14 protein-coding genes are annotated in these 18,284 nt (G+C 32.7%); all 14 read left to right on the forward strand.

The features are described 5' to 3' along the window. The first annotated feature begins 157 nt into the window (after positions 1 to 157). The 14 genes from RB619_RS19420 (at position 158) to RB619_RS19485 (ending at position 18,281) form a co-directional block, all read left to right on the forward strand. The gene (locus tag RB619_RS19420) at positions 158 to 1,387 is read left to right on the forward strand and encodes an HD domain-containing protein (RefSeq protein ID WP_308100614.1); all 1,230 of its coding nucleotides are present in this window, start codon (positions 158 to 160) and stop codon (positions 1,385 to 1,387) included. A 39-nt stretch (positions 1,388 to 1,426) separates the two neighbouring features. Further along, a complete protein-coding gene (gene lpxD / locus RB619_RS19425; RefSeq protein ID WP_308100616.1) occupies positions 1,427 to 2,470 on the forward strand; it encodes a UDP-3-O-(3-hydroxymyristoyl)glucosamine N-acyltransferase in 1,044 nt (347 codons plus the stop codon). Further along, a complete protein-coding gene (locus RB619_RS19430) occupies positions 2,463 to 3,851 on the forward strand; it encodes a bifunctional UDP-3-O-[3-hydroxymyristoyl] N-acetylglucosamine deacetylase/3-hydroxyacyl-ACP dehydratase (RefSeq protein WP_308100618.1) in 1,389 nt (462 codons plus the stop codon). Before lpxD ends, RB619_RS19430 begins: the two co-directional genes overlap by 8 nt. A 72-nt stretch (positions 3,852 to 3,923) precedes the next feature. Next, positions 3,924 to 4,709, forward strand: a complete 786-nt coding sequence (gene lpxA / locus RB619_RS19435) for an acyl-ACP--UDP-N-acetylglucosamine O-acyltransferase (protein ID WP_029270176.1) — start codon at positions 3,924 to 3,926, stop codon at positions 4,707 to 4,709. A gap of 93 nt (positions 4,710 to 4,802) precedes the next feature. Beyond that, positions 4,803 to 5,369, forward strand: coding sequence for an elongation factor P (gene efp, locus RB619_RS19440; RefSeq protein ID WP_193845614.1), 567 nt, complete (start codon positions 4,803 to 4,805; stop codon positions 5,367 to 5,369). Positions 5,370 to 5,504: 135 nt separating this feature from the next. Further along, complete coding sequence (locus RB619_RS19445) at positions 5,505 to 6,434, forward strand: UDP-3-O-(3-hydroxymyristoyl)glucosamine N-acyltransferase (RefSeq protein WP_308100630.1); 930 nt, start codon at positions 5,505 to 5,507, stop codon at positions 6,432 to 6,434. A gap of 1 nt (position 6,435) precedes the next feature. Beyond that, entirely contained in the window at positions 6,436 to 6,798 is a 363-nt protein-coding gene (locus tag RB619_RS19450) for a nuclear transport factor 2 family protein (RefSeq protein ID WP_308100632.1), read from the forward strand. A gap of 84 nt (positions 6,799 to 6,882) precedes the next feature. Then, the gene (sucD, locus tag RB619_RS19455) at positions 6,883 to 7,755 is read left to right on the forward strand and encodes a succinate--CoA ligase subunit alpha (RefSeq protein WP_035643878.1); all 873 of its coding nucleotides are present in this window, start codon (positions 6,883 to 6,885) and stop codon (positions 7,753 to 7,755) included. A gap of 153 nt (positions 7,756 to 7,908) precedes the next feature. Next, complete coding sequence (locus tag RB619_RS19460; RefSeq protein ID WP_308100635.1) at positions 7,909 to 8,337, forward strand: hypothetical protein; 429 nt, start codon at positions 7,909 to 7,911, stop codon at positions 8,335 to 8,337. Positions 8,338 to 8,458: 121 nt separating this feature from the next. Continuing rightward, on the forward strand, positions 8,459 to 10,750 hold the full coding sequence (locus RB619_RS19465) for a T9SS type A sorting domain-containing protein (RefSeq protein ID WP_308100637.1): 2,292 nt from the start codon (positions 8,459 to 8,461) through the stop codon (positions 10,748 to 10,750). 266 nt (positions 10,751 to 11,016) lie between these two features. Then, entirely contained in the window at positions 11,017 to 11,631 is a 615-nt protein-coding gene (locus RB619_RS19470) for a sigma-70 family RNA polymerase sigma factor (RefSeq protein WP_308100643.1), read from the forward strand. Between the two features lie 89 nt (positions 11,632 to 11,720). After that, positions 11,721 to 12,833 (forward strand): FecR family protein, encoded by a 1,113-nt coding sequence (locus RB619_RS19475; protein ID WP_308100645.1) that lies wholly within the window; start codon positions 11,721 to 11,723, stop codon positions 12,831 to 12,833. A gap of 242 nt (positions 12,834 to 13,075) precedes the next feature. Further along, positions 13,076 to 16,783, forward strand: a complete 3,708-nt coding sequence (locus tag RB619_RS19480; protein ID WP_308100650.1) for a SusC/RagA family TonB-linked outer membrane protein — start codon at positions 13,076 to 13,078, stop codon at positions 16,781 to 16,783. A gap of 10 nt (positions 16,784 to 16,793) precedes the next feature. Beyond that, the gene (locus tag RB619_RS19485; protein WP_308100652.1) at positions 16,794 to 18,281 is read left to right on the forward strand and encodes a RagB/SusD family nutrient uptake outer membrane protein; all 1,488 of its coding nucleotides are present in this window, start codon (positions 16,794 to 16,796) and stop codon (positions 18,279 to 18,281) included. Positions 18,282 to 18,284: the final 3 nt, after the last annotated feature.

The following is an 18,284-nucleotide window of genomic DNA, read 5'->3' on the forward strand; positions in this document are numbered from 1 at the left end:
AAATAGTATAAATTTCAGAAAAACGAAACCTAATTTTTAGATAAAATCTTTTTGAATATTAAGTATTTGTCTCAAAATCAGTTTAATTTAATGTCAACTTTTAAATGAAAAACTATAGTTATTTACTTATATTTGTTGACCTAAAAATAACCAAATAGTGACTCATATTAATAAGTTAAAAATATTCAATGATCCCATTTACGGGTTTATTACAATCCCGAACGAACTTATTTACGACCTAATTCAGCACCCATATTTTCAGCGTTTACGCCGTATTTCGCAAATGGGACTGTCGTATTTGGTTTATCCAGGAGCTAATCATACACGTTTTCATCACGCCTTGGGGTGCATGCATTTGATGAAAAAGGCAATTGATACTCTTCGTTTTAAAGATGTTGCAATTTCTGATGAGGAAGAAAATGCGTTGTTAATAGCGATTTTACTTCATGATATAGGACACGGACCGTTTTCTCATGCAATGGAAAAAAGTATTGTTGAAGATGTGCATCACGAAGCGATTTCTTTATTATTTATGAATCAGTTGAATGAAGAATTTGATGGAAGGCTGAGTTTGGCAATTAAGGTTTTTAAAGGTGAATATCACAGAAAATTCATGTTGCAATTGATTTCAAGTCAATTAGATATGGATCGAATGGATTATTTGAAACGTGATAGTTTTTATACCGGAGTCGCAGAAGGAAATGTGAATTCTGAACGACTGATTCAGATGATGAATGTAGTCGATGATGTTTTGGTTATTGAAGAAAAAGGGATTTATTCAGTTGAAAAATTTCTGCTTTCTAGACGTTTAATGTATTGGCAAGCGTATTTGCACAAAACAAGTTTAGTAGCCGAATTAATTTTGATGAAAGTCTTAAAAAGAGCAAAAGAGCTTACACTTAAAGGAATTAAACTTCCTTGCAGTGAACCACTTTTGTATTTTATGCAAAACAAAATCGCACTTGAAGATTTTGATGCCGAAAAATTAGACCTTTTTTCTCAATTAGATGATTTTGATATCATAAGTGCCTTAAAAGCATGGCAAAGACAAGATGATTTTATACTTTCAACTTTAAGTAAAATGATCATTAACAGGGATTTACTTAAGATAAAAATGAGTGCAGAGAAAATTCCGTTGGAAGAATCTCAAGCTTTGAAAGAAGAATTTGCAGAAGATCATCATATTTCAGCAGTAGACGCTGGTTATTTTATTTTTAGAGGAAAAATTAAAAACCAAGCCTATAGTAAAGCAGCTGAACCGATACGAATTTTGAAAAAAGATAAAACAATTGAGGATGTTGTTGAAGCCTCTGATCAGCTGAATTTGAAATCGTTATCTAAATTGGTAACAAAATATTACATCTGTTTCCCAAAACAACTTATCTAAAATTAACATTTAAAATCTATTTTTTATATTTTTGTCGCAATGAAATTTACAGCAGAACAAATAGCAGGAATTTTAGAAGGAGAAGTTGTTGGGAATCCCAATGCAGAAGTTTCTCGGCTATCTAAAATTGAAGAAGGCGAAGAAGGATCGCTTACTTTTTTGGCTAACCCTAAGTATGTTAACTACATATATACTACAAAAGCGACAGTAACAATTGTTAACGACAGCTTTATACCAGAGCAAGAAATCAGTACAACTTTAATAAAAGTTGATGATGCATACGCAGCTTTTTCTAAGCTTTTACATTTTTACAATCAGGTAAAACTAAATAAAAACGGAATCGAACCTCAGTCATTTATGTCTGAAGGAACTAAATATGGAGAAAATTTATATTTAGGTAGTTTTAGTTATGTAGGTCAAAATGTTGTTTTAGGAAATAATGTTAAAATTTATCCAAACAGCTTTATTGGAGACAATGTAACTATTGGAGACAACGTTTTTGTTTTTGCTGGTGCAAAAATTTATTCGGAAACCGTAATTGGAAATAATTGTACTATTCATTCTGGCGTTATCATTGGCGCAGATGGTTTTGGTTTTGCTCCAAATGAAGACGGTGAATATAGCAAAGTACCACAAATTGGTAATGTTATTATTGAAGATAATGTAGATATTGGTGCAAATACTACAGTAGATAGAGCAACTCTTGGTTCTACAATTATTAGAAAAGGAGTAAAATTAGACAATCAAATTCAGATCGCTCATAACGTTGAAATTGGTAAAAACACGGTAATAGCTGCGCAGAGCGGTGTTGCTGGTTCTACTAAAATAGGAGAGAACTGCATGATTGGCGGGCAAGTTGGTATCGCAGGCCATTTAATTATAGGAAATAATGTGAGGCTTCAGGCACAGTCTGGAGTTGCAAGAAACATTAAAGATGATGAAGTTTTACAAGGTTCGCCATCACTTGGATATAGTGATTTTAATAAATCATATGTTCATTTTAAAAACTTCCCTAAAATTGTAGCCGAAGTTGAAGAATTAAAAAAACAAATAATAAACCCAAAAAATGGAAATAATGGTTAAACAGAAGACCATCAAAAATGAAATTTCACTAACAGGCGTAGGATTACACACTGGAAAAGAAGTTACAATGACTTTCAAACCAGCTCCTATTAATAATGGTTTCACTTTTGTTAGAGTAGATTTGCAAGGTCAGCCAATTATTGAGGCTGATGCTAATTATGTTGTTAACACGCAAAGAGGTACTAATTTAGAAAAATTAGGTGTAAAAATACAAACTCCAGAACACGTTTTAGCGGCAGTAGTTGGTTGCGATTTGGATAATATTATTATTGAATTAGATGCCTCTGAACTTCCTATTATGGATGGTTCATCAAAATATTTTGTTGAAGCAATTGAAAAAGCTGGAATCGAAGAGCAAGACGCGAGCCGTAATGTTTATGTGGTAAAAGAAGTTATTTCATTTACTGATGAAGCAACAGGAAGTGAAATCCTTGTTATGCCTAGCGACGATTATCAAGTGACAACAATGGTAGATTTTGGTACAAAAGTTTTAGGTACACAAAATGCTACACTTAAAAGTATTGCCGATTTTAAAACTGAAATCGCAAGTTCAAGAACTTTCAGTTTCTTGCATGAATTAGAATCTTTATTAGAGCACGGTTTAATTAAAGGCGGTGACTTAAATAATGCAATTGTTTATGTAGATAAAGAAATCTCTGAATCTACAATGGAGAATTTGAAAAAAGCTTTTGGTAAAGATGAAATTTCTGTAAAACCAAACGGAGTTTTAGACAATCTTACTTTACATTATCCAAACGAAGCTGCAAGACACAAATTGCTTGATGTTATTGGAGATTTATCTCTTATTGGAGTTCGTATTCAAGGAAAAATCATTGCAAATAAACCAGGCCATTTTGTAAATACACAGTTTGCAAAAAAAATGGCAAAAATTATAAAAATAGAGCAGCGTAATCATGTTCCAGTTTATGATTTAAATCAAGAACCTTTGATGGATATTCATAAAATTATGGCAATGTTGCCTCACAGACCTCCATTTTTATTGATTGACAGAATTATCGAAATGTCTGATCGTCATGTCGTTGGTTTAAAAAATGTTACTATGAACGAGAATTTCTTCGTAGGACATTTCCCTGAAGCACCAGTTATGCCGGGGGTTTTAATTGTTGAAGCAATGGCTCAAACAGGAGGAATTTTAGTTTTAAGCACAGTTCCAGATCCTGAAAATTATTTGACCTATTTCATGAAAATAGACAATGTTAAATTCAAACATAAAGTATTGCCTGGTGATACGTTAATTTTCAAGTGTGAACTGATTTCTCCTATTAGAAGAGGAATTTGCCACATGCAGGCAAATGCTTATGCTAACGGAAAGTTAGTTACTGAGGCAGAATTAATGGCACAAATTGCAAGAAAACAATAATTAATCAAATTTATTGTTTAGGTTTGTTGCCCTCAAATTAGACTATTTTAATTTAAAATATAAAACTTACAGATGAATCAACCATTAGCATATGTTCATCCTGGCGCTAAAATCGCTAAAAACGTTGTAATTGAGCCTTTTACAACAATTCACAATAATGTTGTTATTGGTGATGGTACTTGGATTGGTTCAAATGTGACCATCATGGAAGGTGCGCGAATTGGAAAAAATTGTAATATTTTTCCAGGAGCTGTCATTTCTGCGGTGCCACAAGATTTAAAATTTGGCGGAGAAGATTCTCTTGCTATTATTGGTGATAATTGTACTATTAGAGAGTGTGTTACAATCAATAGAGGTACAGTTGCATCTGGACAAACTATTTTAGGAAACAACTGTTTAGTAATGGCTTATGCTCACATTGCGCACGACTGCGAAATTGGAAATAATGCTATTATTGTAAATGGTGTTGCTTTAGCAGGTCACGTAGTTGTTGGAAATCACGCTGTTATAGGTGGTTTAGCTGCTATTCACCAATTTATTCATATTGGAGATCATGCTATGATTTCTGGTGGATCTTTGGTTAGAAAAGATGTTCCTCCTTATACAAAAGCGGCTAAAGAGCCTTTGTCATATGTTGGAATCAATTCAGTTGGTTTAAGAAGAAGAGGTTTCAGTACTGAGAAAATCAGAGAAATTCAAGAAATCTATAGAATTTTATATCAAAAAAATTACAATACAACTCAAGCTTTAAGTATTATTGAAGCCGAAATGGAAGCTACTCCTGAGAGAGATGAAATTCTAGATTTTATTAGAAATTCATCACGAGGAATTATGAAAGGTTATTCAGGGAACTATTAAAAATAAAGTTTAATTGTTTCTTTGTTTAATCGTTCAACCGAATAAACAGTTAAACGATTCGACGATTCAACAATAAAATAAAACAAAAACAAAATGGCATCTACATCAGATATTAGAAACGGATTATGTATTAAATTTAATCACGATATCTATAAAATTATCGAATTTCTTCACGTTAAACCTGGAAAAGGCCCAGCTTTCGTAAGAACAAAGTTGAAAAGTTTGACTTCAGGTAAAGTATTAGATAATACTTTTTCTGCAGGTCATAAAATTGACGTTATTCGTGTTGAGACACATACATTTCAATATTTATATCCAGAAGGAGATGAGTTTCACTTTATGAATGCTGAAACATTTGAGCAGATTTCTTTAAACAAAAACATCTTAGATGCTCCAGATTTGTTAAAAGAAGGAACAAATGTAATGGTTCAGATCAATACTGAGACTGATTTGCCTTTATCTGTAGATATGCCAGCATCTGTAATTCTTGAAGTTACTTACGCAGAGCCAGGAGTAAAAGGAAATACAGCAACAAATGCTACAAAATCTGCTACGGTAGAAACTGGAGCATCTGTAAACGTACCTTTATTCATCAACGAAGGTGATAAAATTAAAATTGATACAGCTTCAGGTTCTTACATGGAGCGTGTAAAAGAGTAATTTTTAATTAGATAATTTGTCAATGAGTCAATTAGAAAATTAATGCATACGCAGAAATTGAATAATTTTATTTTCTAATTGACTCATTTTCTAATTGACACATTTTCTAATTGACAAATTTTCTAATTTAAATATATGAAATTTCCAAAGATTCATTCTTTACAAGAAATTGCGAATTTGCTTAATTGCGAATTTATTGGCGACAAAGACTTTCAGGTTTTGGGCATGAACGAAATTCATGTAGTAGAACCTGGCGATATTGTTTTTGTTGACCATCCTAAATATTATGACAAAGCTTTACAATCTGCAGCTACAATTGTTTTAATCAATAAAAAAGTTGACTGTCCAGAAGGTAAAGCACTTTTAATTTCTGATGATCCTTTCAGAGATTTTAATACTTTAACAAAGCATTTTAAACCTTTTCAATTTGCAAATGTGTCAATTTCACCATCTGCAGAAATTGGTGAAGGTACTTTAATACAGCCAAACAGCTTTATTGGCAACAATGTAAAAATTGGTAAAAACTGTTTGATACACTCAAATGTTTCTATTTACGATTATACTGTAATTGGAGATAATGTTATCATTCATGCCGGAACCATTTTAGGAGCCGATGCATTTTACTATAAAAAACGTCCTGAAGGCTTTGATCAGTTGATTTCTGGTGGAAGAGTTGTTATTGAAGACAACGTTGGAATTGGCGCTCTTTGTACAATAGACAAAGGTGTTACCGGTGACACTACCATTGGTGAAGGAACAAAATTGGACAATCAGGTTCATGTTGGGCATGATACTGTTATCGGAAAAAAATGTTTAATTGCATCACAGACTGGAATTGCTGGCTGTGTGGTTATTGAAGATGAAGTTACAATCTGGGGACAAGTTGGAACCACAAGTGGTATCACAATAGGAGCGAAGGCTGTTATTATGGGACAAACAGGTGTTACTAAGTCGGTTGAGGGCGGAAAATCATATTTTGGAACGCCAATCGAAGAATCAAGAGAAAAGTTAAAACAATTGGCCAATATCAAAAAGATTCCTGAAATTCTAAATAAATTGAAGTAATATGTCTATAAAAGAATTTGTTCAAAAATTTTATAAGTCGGATGCCTTGATTGATAGTGAAATCATGAAAACTTACTTACATCCAGAAGTAAAGTTGGAATGGCACAGCACGAAAGGATTAATCGAAATGGATTATAATTCGATGTTGGATATGGCAAATGAGTTAAGTCGTGCTTATGTGCGTTCTAAAGTTAGAATCAGTCATATTATTGCTGAAGATGACTTAGTTTCAATACGTTATTCTCATTATGTGAAAACGATTGAGAACCCAAGAGAAGAGATGTTGCTAGCACATTTTACAGCGATTTGGCAAATAAAAGACGATAAGCTTTATCGAGGTTATCAAATGAGTCAATTTTCTTGATTTTTTTTGAGAATAAAAAGGTAAAATACGTTACAAAACCTTACTTTTGCATCACAATTTTAAAAACTACATAAAATATATATCATGAGTGTTTTAGTTAATAAAGATTCCAAAATAATTGTTCAAGGATTTACAGGAAGTGAAGGAACTTTCCACGCTTCTCAAATGATTGAGTACGGTACTAATGTTGTTGGTGGTGTTACTCCAGGAAAAGGAGGAACTAGCCATTTAGATCGTCCAGTTTTTAATACAGTAAAAGACGCTGTTGATCAAGCTGGAGCTGATACATCTATTATTTTTGTACCACCAGCTTTTGCTGCTGATGCAATTATGGAAGCTGCTGATGCTGGAATTAAAGTAATTATTGCTATTACAGAAGGAATTCCTGTAGCAGATATGATTAAAGCAAATAATTATGTTAAAGAAAGAAGTTCAAGATTAATTGGACCAAACTGTCCAGGAGTTATCACTCCAGGTGAAGCTAAAGTTGGTATTATGCCAGGTTTCGTTTTCAAAAAAGGTACAGTTGGTATCGTTTCTAAATCAGGAACTTTAACTTATGAAGCTGCTGACCAAGTTGTAAAACAAGGTTTAGGAATCACTACAGCTATTGGAATTGGTGGAGATCCAATCATTGGAACTACAACTAAAGAAGCTGTTGAATTATTAATGAATGATCCAGAAACTGAAGTAATCATTATGATTGGTGAAATTGGTGGTCAATTAGAAGCTGATGCTGCTAAATGGGTAAAAGCTGATGGTAACCGTAAACCAGTTATTGGTTTTATCGCTGGAGAAACTGCTCCTGCTGGTAGAACAATGGGTCACGCTGGTGCTATTGTTGGTGGTTCTGACGATACTGCAGCTGCTAAAAAACAAATCATGAGAGACAACGGAATTCACGTTGTTGATTCACCAGCTGAAATTGGTAAAAAAGTTAAAGAAGTACTTGGATAATCTCCAATCCCGAGGCTTCGGGAGAAAATAATAAATTCCCAAAAAAGTCTCAATATTTTGTTGAGACTTTTTTACATTTTAAAGACTGAGACGTAAAAAGAAAAAATCTTAGAACCTTAGTACCTCAGTATCTTAGAAACTAAAAAAAGAAATATGAGTAAAGAATTAGAGAAGTTTAAAGCAAGCAGCAGTTTTGCTTTTACTATTGAAGATAGTTTAGAAGAAGTTTGCAATGCACCGGAAGGAAGCGCTGGAATTTTTGTAGTATATGCTGTTGAAGGAGCAGAGAAAGAACTTATTATGGTTGGTTCTACTGGAACTGTTCAAAATGACGGAACTTTAAAAAGCAAAAATGGCGGTTTGTATGATAAAATTGTAAACGGACACCAATTTGCTAAAACTGGGAGAAAATATTCTTGGCCAGCACAAATGAAATTGGAAAATATTTCGGCTCTTGAAGTAGTTTGGTACGAAACTTTCAATGCTGATGTAAAAGCTATTCCAACTGCGGTTGAAGGACAGGTTTTACAGAATTTCTTAGATGTAAATGCTAAATTACCAAGATGGAATGTAGCTTTCTAAAAGCCCTTTTCAAATAAATTATTAAAAAAGCCTTACTTTAATTAGTAAGGCTTTTTTTATGAAATTTTAGGTTTTGAATTTTTGATTTTATATATTTAAAAACCAAAAACAATCTAAATTTATGACCAAGAACTACTTGCTATTGCTGGCTTTGTTTATTTTTTCTACAGTAAATTCTCAAACAATTAATATTCCTGATACTAATTTTAAAGCGAAACTATTAAGTATCGATCGTTTTAGCAATAAAGCGAAAAATAAGTTTGGGGATTATACGGCAGTAGATTTAAATGGTAATAATGAAATTGAAGTAAGTGAAGCTGAAAATTTGATTTATTTGGATGTTTCTCCCGGAGGTAGTCTCAATTATATAGTGAATCTGGAAGGAATAGCATATTTTAAAAATCTCGTTACATTAAATTGTAGTTATAATAATATTTCAACTTTAGATGTAAGAGACTTAACGGGTTTAATGAATTTATACTGCTCGAACAATAAACTTACTTCTATTAATTTGTCAGGTTTGCTTCAATTGCAAGATCTTGATGTTGCGTTTAACAATTTTCAAAATTTAGATCTTAGTAATTTAAAGGGGTTAAAAGTGGTAAGTTGTTACAAGAACAAACTGGCTTCAATAAATTTAATGGGTTGCACTGAACTTTTTAAAATAAATGTTGAACTTAATGAGCTTGCTTCTCTAGATTTAAGCACTATACCGAAATTGGACAGGTTAGAGTGTGCCTCGAATAAACTTGCTTCTTTAAATTTTAATAATTCTCCAATTATTACTTATCTAAGTTGTGAAAATAATATGCTTTCAACTTTAAGCTTAGGTGATTTAAAAAAGTTGCAAAGTTTAAAATGCGATAATAATGCTCCATTAAAAACTATTTTTATGAAAAATGGAAATATGGGAGGCAGCCTCACTTTTAATTCTTGTCCAAATTTAGAATACATCTGTGTTGATCAAAAAAACATTTTAAGAATTCAAAATTTATTGAAGCAGTATAATTATACAAAATGCAATGTAAATTCATATTGCTCATTCGTGCCAGGCGAAGTGTTTTATACCGTTCAAGGAAAGAATAAGATTGATGTTTTTAATGATGGTTGTGATGTTTTAGATCCGTTTGTATCAAATTTAAAATATAGTATTTCAAATGGGACTCTGACTGACTATTTGTTTTCTGATAATTCAGGTAATTATAATATAACCGTTCAGGCTGGAACTTATACAATAACACCATTGCTTGAAAATAGTGAGTATTTTACGGTTTCTCCAACATCATTAAAACTAACTATTCCATCAGCTACTAATATTGATTCGATGGATTTTTGTATTAGTATAAAAAATCCAAAACCAGATTTAGAAATCACAATGTTACCGCTAGATGTAGCGAGGCCAGGCTTTTATACCAAATATAAAATTATTTATAAAAACAAAGGGAATATTCCGCAATCGGGCGAGATTAGTTTGAGTTATGATGATGCTATTTTAGATGTAGTTAGCGTTGTTCCTCAGATTTCTAGTGAAAAAACAAATACTTTATCATGGAAATTTGAGAATTTAAAACCATTGGAAGTGAAAGAAATTTTAGTTGACATGAATTTAAATTCACCAACAGAAACGCCTCCGGTTAATAATAATGACATAGTGAAACTTAAAGTAGTAATTAGTTCTGCGCAAATTGACATAACTCCGGATGATAATTATTTTGCTTTAAATCAAACAGTTGTAGGTGCTGTCGATCCCAATGATAAAACTTGTTTAGAAGGGAATATTATAAAACCTGAATTAATTGGAGAATATGTTCATTATTTGATTCGCTTTGAAAATATAGGAACTTATTATGCTGAAAATATAGTAGTGAAAGATATGATTGATTTAGCAAAATTTGATATTTCGACTTTGGTTCCTACAAGTTCAAGTCATTCTTATATAACAAAAATTTCAGAGGGCAATAAAGTAGAATTTATTTTCGAAAAGATAAAACTTCCTTTTGATGATGCTCATAATGATGGGTATATCGCTTTTAAAATCAAAACATTGCCAACTTTAAAAGTTGGGGATACTTTCACAAATGAAGCCAATATTTATTTTGATTATAACTTTCCTATTTTAACCAATAAAGCAACTTCAACATTTAAGGCGCTATTAGGAACGCAGGATTTTGAATTTTCTCAATATTTTTCTGTTTATCCAAATCCAGCTCAAGATATTTTGAATATTGATTCTAAAAATACAATTCAAAAAAAGTCAATGCAAATATTTGATGTTTTAGGACAAACGATTATTTCGGTTTTAAATGCAGAAAATGTTTCAAAAGTTGACGTTTCAAAACTTCAGACAGGAAATTATATTTTAAAAGTCACTTCAGATAAGGGAAGTTCGAGTTTTAAGTTTATCAAAAAATAAGGAAGGGTCGAAAATAGTTGAATCTTATATTTTACTGCAGAAAATTTTCTGAAAGCTTTTTAATTCGCCATTGGTTTGCTGATACTTCTATCTGTAATCGATTGCGTTGAATTTATTATTAAAAAAATATCTCTTTTATGTAAAAAAATTGTTTTTACAAGATCACTTTTATATATTTATCGCACAAAATTTAAGGATATTGTTAAAAAATTATAATCCTTGTATTAAATAATTTCTTGCTTTATAATATAGTGCCCCAAAATACCATGAAGACTCCGGCTTTGCTATTTAATGTTGTTGATGATAATGCGCTTTGGAATAAATTGAAAGATGGTGATGAAAAATCATTTTCAATGTTATTTGAAAGGTATTATGCCGATTTAGTACGATATGGAAATTCACTTTCTCCATTTGAAGAAAAAGTCCAAGATTGCATTCAGGATGTTTTTACCGATGTTTGGATTTATCGAAACACACTACAAAATTCTGTTGTTGTAAAAGCGTATTTATTATCAAGTGTTCGAAAAAGAATTGCGCGTTTACATGAGCGTGATCATATATTTCGAAAAACTGCTAGTACAGATTCGATTGCATTTCTTCTTGAATTTTCAGTTGATCACGAACTTTTAGATGAAGCTGATGATGATGCCAAAGAAAAAATAATTCACTTAAATAAATTGTTAAATGATTTACCTGCAAGGCAAAAAGAAGCTTTGTACCTTCGTTATCATCAAGGCCTTAGTGTAGAGCAGATTGCAGAAATGCTTGACGTGAATTATCAGTCGGCCAGCAATTTGTTGCATCGTGGTTTAATGACGCTTCGCAGAGAATGGAAGGGTAGTTTTTCCTTATTTCTTCTGCTATCCGCAAGCGGTTTTTAATTTTCTTTCAAAAAAAATAAAAAAAATCACAATTTAGTGAGTATATAATAAGAGTGCTGTCCTCTATGTTTTTGTAACCTTATTTTTAGATGCAAAAACGTAACACATATACTCAAATTGAAGACTTCTTGTCTGACGAATCTTTCCAGTCATGGGTTTTGCTAAAAACAGATCAAGACGGCTGGGAAGAATGGACTTTAGAAAGCCGTCATCGTGCAAAACTTGTTCAAGATGCCAGACATTTGCTTTTGGCAATGAAAGTTTCAGAATCAGATTTATCGAAATCTGATGTTCACAAAGCGCTTCAAAATACTTGGCGTAAAATTGAAGAAAAAGAAAATCAAATTCTTTTCAGCAAAAATGCCGATACCAAGTTTTTCAAAAACTATTTTTTAACTGGAGTTGCAGCAAGTTTGTTCTTTTGTCTGCTTTCTTTCTGGTATTATAAAAACTATTATCCCGCTGATAATATTGTTACTTATAAAGAACTGATAGCTGAGAATAGTGAAGGATTGGTCGAACAGACAAATAATTCTAGCAATCCTCAAATTATCACATTGTCTGACGGCAGTTCTGTATTATTACAGCCAAATAGTAAATTGAGTTACCCTAAAATCTTTACCGGCAACGAAAGAAAGGTGTATTTATCCGGCGAAGGTTTCTTTGAAATTAGTAAAAATCCTAAAAAGCCTTTTTTCGTTTACGCTAATGAGATTGTTACAAAGGTAGTTGGAACTAGCTTTAGAGTTAAAGCTTATTCTGATCAGCCTGATGTTGAAGTTCTTGTTCGCACCGGTAAAGTTAAGGTAAAATCTAATGATTTGGTGGCAAAATCAGACCAACAAGAAGTAGTGCTTCTTCCTAATCAGGCACTTCGTTTTTTTAGAAGCGATTTAAAATTCAATAAAATCACAAACATAACTCATGATAAGGCTTTGGTTCAGAGCGTGGGGAATATAGAGCAGTTAAGTTTTGAATTTAGTGATATTCCGGTTTCTCAAATTTTTGAAACTATAGAGCAGGCGTATCAGGTTAAGATCGATTATCCAAAAAATAAATTGAAAGACTGTCATTTGACAACTTCTTTGAGTGATCAGCCTTTGCCTGAAAAATTAAAAATTGTCTGTAAAAGTATTAGTGCCGAAACCAATTTTGAAATGAATGGAAATCAGATTATTATAACTTCTGAAGGCTGTAATTAATCTTCGCTTTGTAACTGTAATTATAAAGCATTTTAATTTCATTCTTAAAAATAAAAACCAAAAAATTAACCAAAAAACAAAACTAATAGTATAAGCCTATGTAAAACAATATGCATAAAAAAAGTGCCGAAATGCTGTAACATTATCGACACTTATTAGATTGAATTTCTCTCTGTAAAGAGCAATTCAGTTCGTTTCTTAAAATACACGCGAATCAGTATTAATCAAAACAAACCAAAATTATGAAAAAACCAGTTGGTAAACAACGATTACTCCATCGAATCATGAAAATAACACTATTTCAGTTTGTCTTAGCACTTATATTTTCAAGTGTTACAATGGCAAACAGTGTAAATGGGCAAAAAAAATTAGATACTAAAGTTACAATTACAGTTGAAAATTTAACTCTAGACAATGCATTATCTAAAATTGAAAAGTCAGCACAAGTAAAATTTTCTTATAATTCAAGATTACCTCAATTAAACCAAAAGGTAAGTATTGAGGCAAATCAAGAAACTTTGGCTAGTATTCTTAATAGAATTCTAGCGCCTTTTAATATCACTTTTTCTGAAGTAAGCAATCAGATTGTTTTGCAAAAAAATGCAGTAGCAGATCCATTTTCTGCGACAGCAAATCATGATGCTTTATCGAATATTTTTACGGCAGGTCCTATTATTAAAGGAAAAGTAACAGACGTAACGGGGAGCCCGCTTCCTGGCGCAACCGTAATGGCAAAAGGAACTAAAATTGCTGTTTTGACTGATTTTGATGGAAATTTTTCTATCGAAATGCCTGCAAACAGTACCACTTTAGTAATTTCTTATGTTGGGATGGAAACTAAAGAAATTGACGCTTCAAATACTTCTCCAACAATTGTTTTGACAGAATTAGGCCAAAACTTAAAAGAAGTTGTGGTAACAACAGGTTATGAAAAAACGTCTAAAAGAACATTTACTGGTGCCATAAGCAAAATTTCTGGTGCCGAATTAAAAGTTGACGGTGTAGTTGACGTAAGCCGAATGATCGAAGGAAAAGCGGCCGGAGTTACAGTGCAGAATGTTACCGGAACTTTTGGTACAGCTCCTAAAATTACAGTTCGTGGTTCGTCTTCAATTTTTGGAGACACAAAACCACTTTGGGTAATTGACGGTGTTGTTCAAGAGGATATTATCAATCTAACATTTGCCGATTTGGCTTCTGGTAATTCTGAAACCTTACTGAGTTCATCTGTTGCAGGTTTAAATGCAAATGATATTCAAAGCATTGAAATTCTTAAAGATGCATCGGCTACGTCAATTTATGGTTCAAGATCGTTAAACGGAGTTGTGGTTGTAAATACAAAACAAGGACGCAGAGATTCTCCTTTAAAAATAAGTTATGCTATAGAACAAACTGCGAGAACGGTGCCAAATTACAGCCAATACGACATTTTGAATTCGCAGGAATCAATGAGTATTTTTAAAGAAATGGAAGCAAAAGGATATCTTGACCTTCCGTCGACTGTAAATGGAAGATATGGTGGAGCATATAATTTGTTAGGTCGCGCAATTAATACTTATATTCCAGAAACTAATAGTTATTTGGTTAACAATGATCCAGTTAGTAGAAATAATTTCTTGAAAAAATACGAATTAGCAAATACAGATTGGTTTGGTACTTTATTTCGACCTTCATTGACTCAAAACCACTCTTTAAGTTTTTCTGGAGGAGGAAAAAACAACACGTTTTATGCCTCTTTAGGATATTATACAGATCCAGGATGGACTATTGCTGATGATGTAAAACAGTTGTCATCAAACATTAAAGGAACATTTTTCATCAATGATAAATTAAATATTACGTTGTCTACACTAGCTTCTATTCGTGATCAGGGCGCTCCTGGAAGTTATGAAAGTGAAAAAGATGTTGTGTTCGGAAAAGTAACTCGTGATTTTGATATCAATCCGTTTAACTACGTTTTAAATACCAGCAGAACTTTAAGACCTTATGATGAAAATGGAAATCTGGAATATTACCGAAATAACTGGGCTCCAATGAATATCATTAACGAGTTGGCGAACAACTTTATGGAAATCAACGTAAAAGATATTCGTTTTCAAATGGATTTAGATTATAAAATAAATCCGCATTGGAATTATAATTTAACGGCTTCTGCGCGTTACGCAAATACGACTCGTGAACATAAAATTTTAGAAGGTTCAAATGTTGTAGGTGCTTACAATGCAATGGAAAATACACTTGTAAGAGATGCAAATATCTTTTTGTACCAAGATCCAAATGATTTGACAGCACCAAAAGTTTCGGTATTGCCAAATGGAGGATTCTTAAGAAAGTTTACAAACGATATGACTTCTTATAATATCAGAAACAGTGTGAGTTACAGAAACACATTTAATGAAAAACATGAACTTGAAGGTTTCTTTGGAACAGAGATGAGAGTTGTTGATAGAAGCAGTGATAATTTTGTTGCGGCAGGAATTCAGTATGACAGAGGACTTACAGCTTTTACAGATCCAAGATTATTGGAAAAAATCATAAACTCTGGTGATTCATACTACGGTTTTAATGAAGAAAAAGAAAGAACAGTTGGTTTCTTCGGAAAGGTTGGATATACTTACGATCGTCGTTATACAGCTTCAGTTACAGGACGTTATGATGGGTCTAATAGACAAGGAGACAGCGGTTCTTCAAGATGGCTTCCAACGTATACTTTTAGTGGAAAATGGAATCTTTCTGAAGAAAATTTCATGAAAAACGTTGAATCTGTAAACAGTTTAAGTTTAAGAGGATCTTACGGTTTAACAGCAACTGCTGGACCTGCAACAAACTCTTTGGCTATTTACAAAAGTTTTATCACAGATCGTTTGAATCTTGACGACAGAGAAACTGGAATCAGAATTGATGAATTGCAAAACGGTGATTTGACTTGGGAAAAACAATACGAAACCAATTTAGGTGTTGATCTTGGAATGTTCCGTAACCGAATTGCTTTAACAACAGATATTTACCGTCGTAAAGCGTTTGACTTGGTTGATTATGTTGTGACTTCAGGTATTGGAGGACAAAGAATTAAACAAGGAAATAATGCCAACATGGAAACAAAAGGTCTTGAAGTAGGTTTCACGACAAGAAATATAGCTGCTGATAATTTCAAATGGTCAACAACGTTAAATTTCTCTGTTTATTCTCAAAAAATCACAAAGTTGGAGAACAAACCAACTGCATTTGATTTGATCGATGGAAATGGTGGAAACACGATTGGACACCCTAGAAATTCATTGTATTCGTACCAATTTACAGGTTTAAATCAACAAGGTCTTCCAACTTTTATTATGGCCGAAGGCGAGGCTGATAATATCACAGGAGCAGATTTCCAAGATAATAAAGATGTTACAAAATACTTGAAATATGAAGGTTCGATTGAGCCAAATAAATCGATTGGTTTGGCTAATACATTTACATACAAAGACTGGTCATTATACATCTTTTTTGTTGGGTCAGGTGGAAATAAAGTTCGTTTGAATCCAGTTTATGACAGTACTTATGATGATTTGACTGTGTTTACTAAAGATTTTACAAATCGTTGGATTAATCCTGGTGACGAAAACTTTACAAATGTTCCGGTAATTGCAGATCAGCGACTTAATGCAAATTACGGAGGTGAGCGTACACTTGCGAGAGCTTACAATACGTATAATTATTCTGATGTTCGAATTGCAAGCGGTGATTTCGTGAGATTGAAGAACATTTCATTAAGCTGGGAGTTTCCTAAAGATTTCAAAAAGAAAATTGGCGTAAGCACATTTAATTTAAAAGGATCTGCAGTGAATCCGTGGCTGGTTTATTCGGATAAAAAACTAAACGGACAAGATCCTGAATTTAGAAATTCTGGTGGTGTTGCCTTGCCAGTTACGTCTCAATACACTTTTACTCTAAACATTTCATTATAATATTTAAATTATGAAAAAGATAAAAATAACTTTATTTCTATTAGTACTTCTAAGTATTACTAGTTGTGATGATTTTCTTTCTGAAAAACCAGATAATAGAACCGAAATAGATACGCCTGAAAAAATCTCTGAATTATTAGTAAATGCTTATCCGCAGGATAGTTATTTTGATTTTGCAGAAACAATGACCGACAATGTTTTTGACAGCGGTTTAGCAAATACATTGAGAAAAAACGAGCAAAACTACAATTGGGAAATTCAGAGCGAGACTGATACTGACAGTCAGGCGGCGTATTGGGATGCTTGTTACAGAGCTATCGCGCACGCTAATAAAGCCTTAGAAGCAATTGAACAATTAGGAAGTCCAAAGAGTTTGAATCCGCAAAAAGGAGAAGCATTGCTTGCAAGAGCATATTCGCATTTTATGTTAGTTTCTTTCTGGTCACAGCGTTATAATCCAGCAACAGCTGAAAAAGATTTGGGAATTCCGTATGTAACAAAACCAGAAACGGCTTTGATTACAAAATACACTCGTAACACTGTAAAAGAGGTTTTTGATTTTATTCAAAAAGATGTTGAAGAAGGTTTGCCTCTTTTAACAAACGATTATTCTGAACCTAAATTCCATTTTAATAAAGAGGCAGGAAAAGCTTTTGCAAGTCGTTTTTATTTGATAAAAGGAAACTGGGACAAAGTAATTGAATTGTCTAATGATTTAGGCTCGTTGCCTGTTGGAAAAATTAGAGATTATGCTTCTTATAAATTAAATGATTTTCAAACGCAAAATATGCGTTATGCAAGCAGTAATGAGCCAACAAACTTATTAGTTGCTTCTCCAGAATCCTATTATGCAAGAGCTTCATATAATGGTTCAAGCGGAAGTCGTTTTTTCCTTTCAGGAACAAGATATAACGAAATTTTTGGTACGCCAACTAATATTTTTGGAAAAGCGTGGCAATATTCTATTTACTCACGCAACAGTTTCATTACAGCTTTTGTTCCAAAATTTTACGAGTATTTCAAATACACGAATGTAACAGCAAATGTTGGAAATGGTTATTTAGCCGAAGTTCTATTGAGCAACGATGAGTTTTTCTTAAACAGAATTGAAGCGCATGTTATGAAAGGCCAAATTGCTGAGGCAAATGCTGAATTAGAATATTTTCTTTCAACAAGAACAGTTGGTTACAACGCCACAACGGATAAACTTACTGAAGCTAAAGTGGTAGCAAAATATCCAGTAATCGATAATGAATACACGCCATTTTATACAATGACACCGGTTCAGACTTCTTACATTAAAGCCATTGCCGAAACCAAAAGAAGAGATTTTATGCACGAAGGGATAAGATATTTTGATGTTAAGCGATTTAATATCGTGGTAAAACATGAAATTTTCAATAAACCAACAAATACGCTTGTGAAGGATGATAAACGTAGAGCAATCCAAATTCCGCTTCACGCTTCAAGCAACGGTATTGAGCCAAATCCTAGATAAAAA

Source organism: Flavobacterium sp. LHD-80 (genome assembly GCF_030929605.1).
In the GTDB taxonomy this organism is placed as follows: domain Bacteria; phylum Bacteroidota; class Bacteroidia; order Flavobacteriales; family Flavobacteriaceae; genus Flavobacterium.

What these genes read in the sequence shown, in the direction of transcription:
- lpxD (WP_308100616.1), top strand. Translation starts at nt 1,427, where the DNA reads ATGAAATTTACAGCAGAACAAATAGCAGGAATTTTAGAAGGAGAAGTT.
- RB619_RS19430 (WP_308100618.1), top strand. Translation starts at nt 2,463, where the DNA reads ATGGTTAAACAGAAGACCATCAAAAATGAAATTTCACTAACAGGCGTA.
- lpxA (WP_029270176.1), top strand. Translation starts at nt 3,924, where the DNA reads ATGAATCAACCATTAGCATATGTTCATCCTGGCGCTAAAATCGCTAAA.
- efp (WP_193845614.1), top strand. Translation starts at nt 4,803, where the DNA reads ATGGCATCTACATCAGATATTAGAAACGGATTATGTATTAAATTTAAT.
- RB619_RS19445 (WP_308100630.1), top strand. Translation starts at nt 5,505, where the DNA reads ATGAAATTTCCAAAGATTCATTCTTTACAAGAAATTGCGAATTTGCTT.
- RB619_RS19450 (WP_308100632.1), top strand. Translation starts at nt 6,436, where the DNA reads ATGTCTATAAAAGAATTTGTTCAAAAATTTTATAAGTCGGATGCCTTG.
- sucD (WP_035643878.1), top strand. Translation starts at nt 6,883, where the DNA reads ATGAGTGTTTTAGTTAATAAAGATTCCAAAATAATTGTTCAAGGATTT.
- RB619_RS19460 (WP_308100635.1), top strand. Translation starts at nt 7,909, where the DNA reads ATGAGTAAAGAATTAGAGAAGTTTAAAGCAAGCAGCAGTTTTGCTTTT.
- RB619_RS19465 (WP_308100637.1), top strand. Translation starts at nt 8,459, where the DNA reads ATGACCAAGAACTACTTGCTATTGCTGGCTTTGTTTATTTTTTCTACA.
- RB619_RS19470 (WP_308100643.1), top strand. Translation starts at nt 11,017, where the DNA reads ATGAAGACTCCGGCTTTGCTATTTAATGTTGTTGATGATAATGCGCTT.
- RB619_RS19475 (WP_308100645.1), top strand. Translation starts at nt 11,721, where the DNA reads ATGCAAAAACGTAACACATATACTCAAATTGAAGACTTCTTGTCTGAC.
- RB619_RS19480 (WP_308100650.1), top strand. Translation starts at nt 13,076, where the DNA reads ATGAAAAAACCAGTTGGTAAACAACGATTACTCCATCGAATCATGAAA.
- RB619_RS19485 (WP_308100652.1), top strand. Translation starts at nt 16,794, where the DNA reads ATGAAAAAGATAAAAATAACTTTATTTCTATTAGTACTTCTAAGTATT.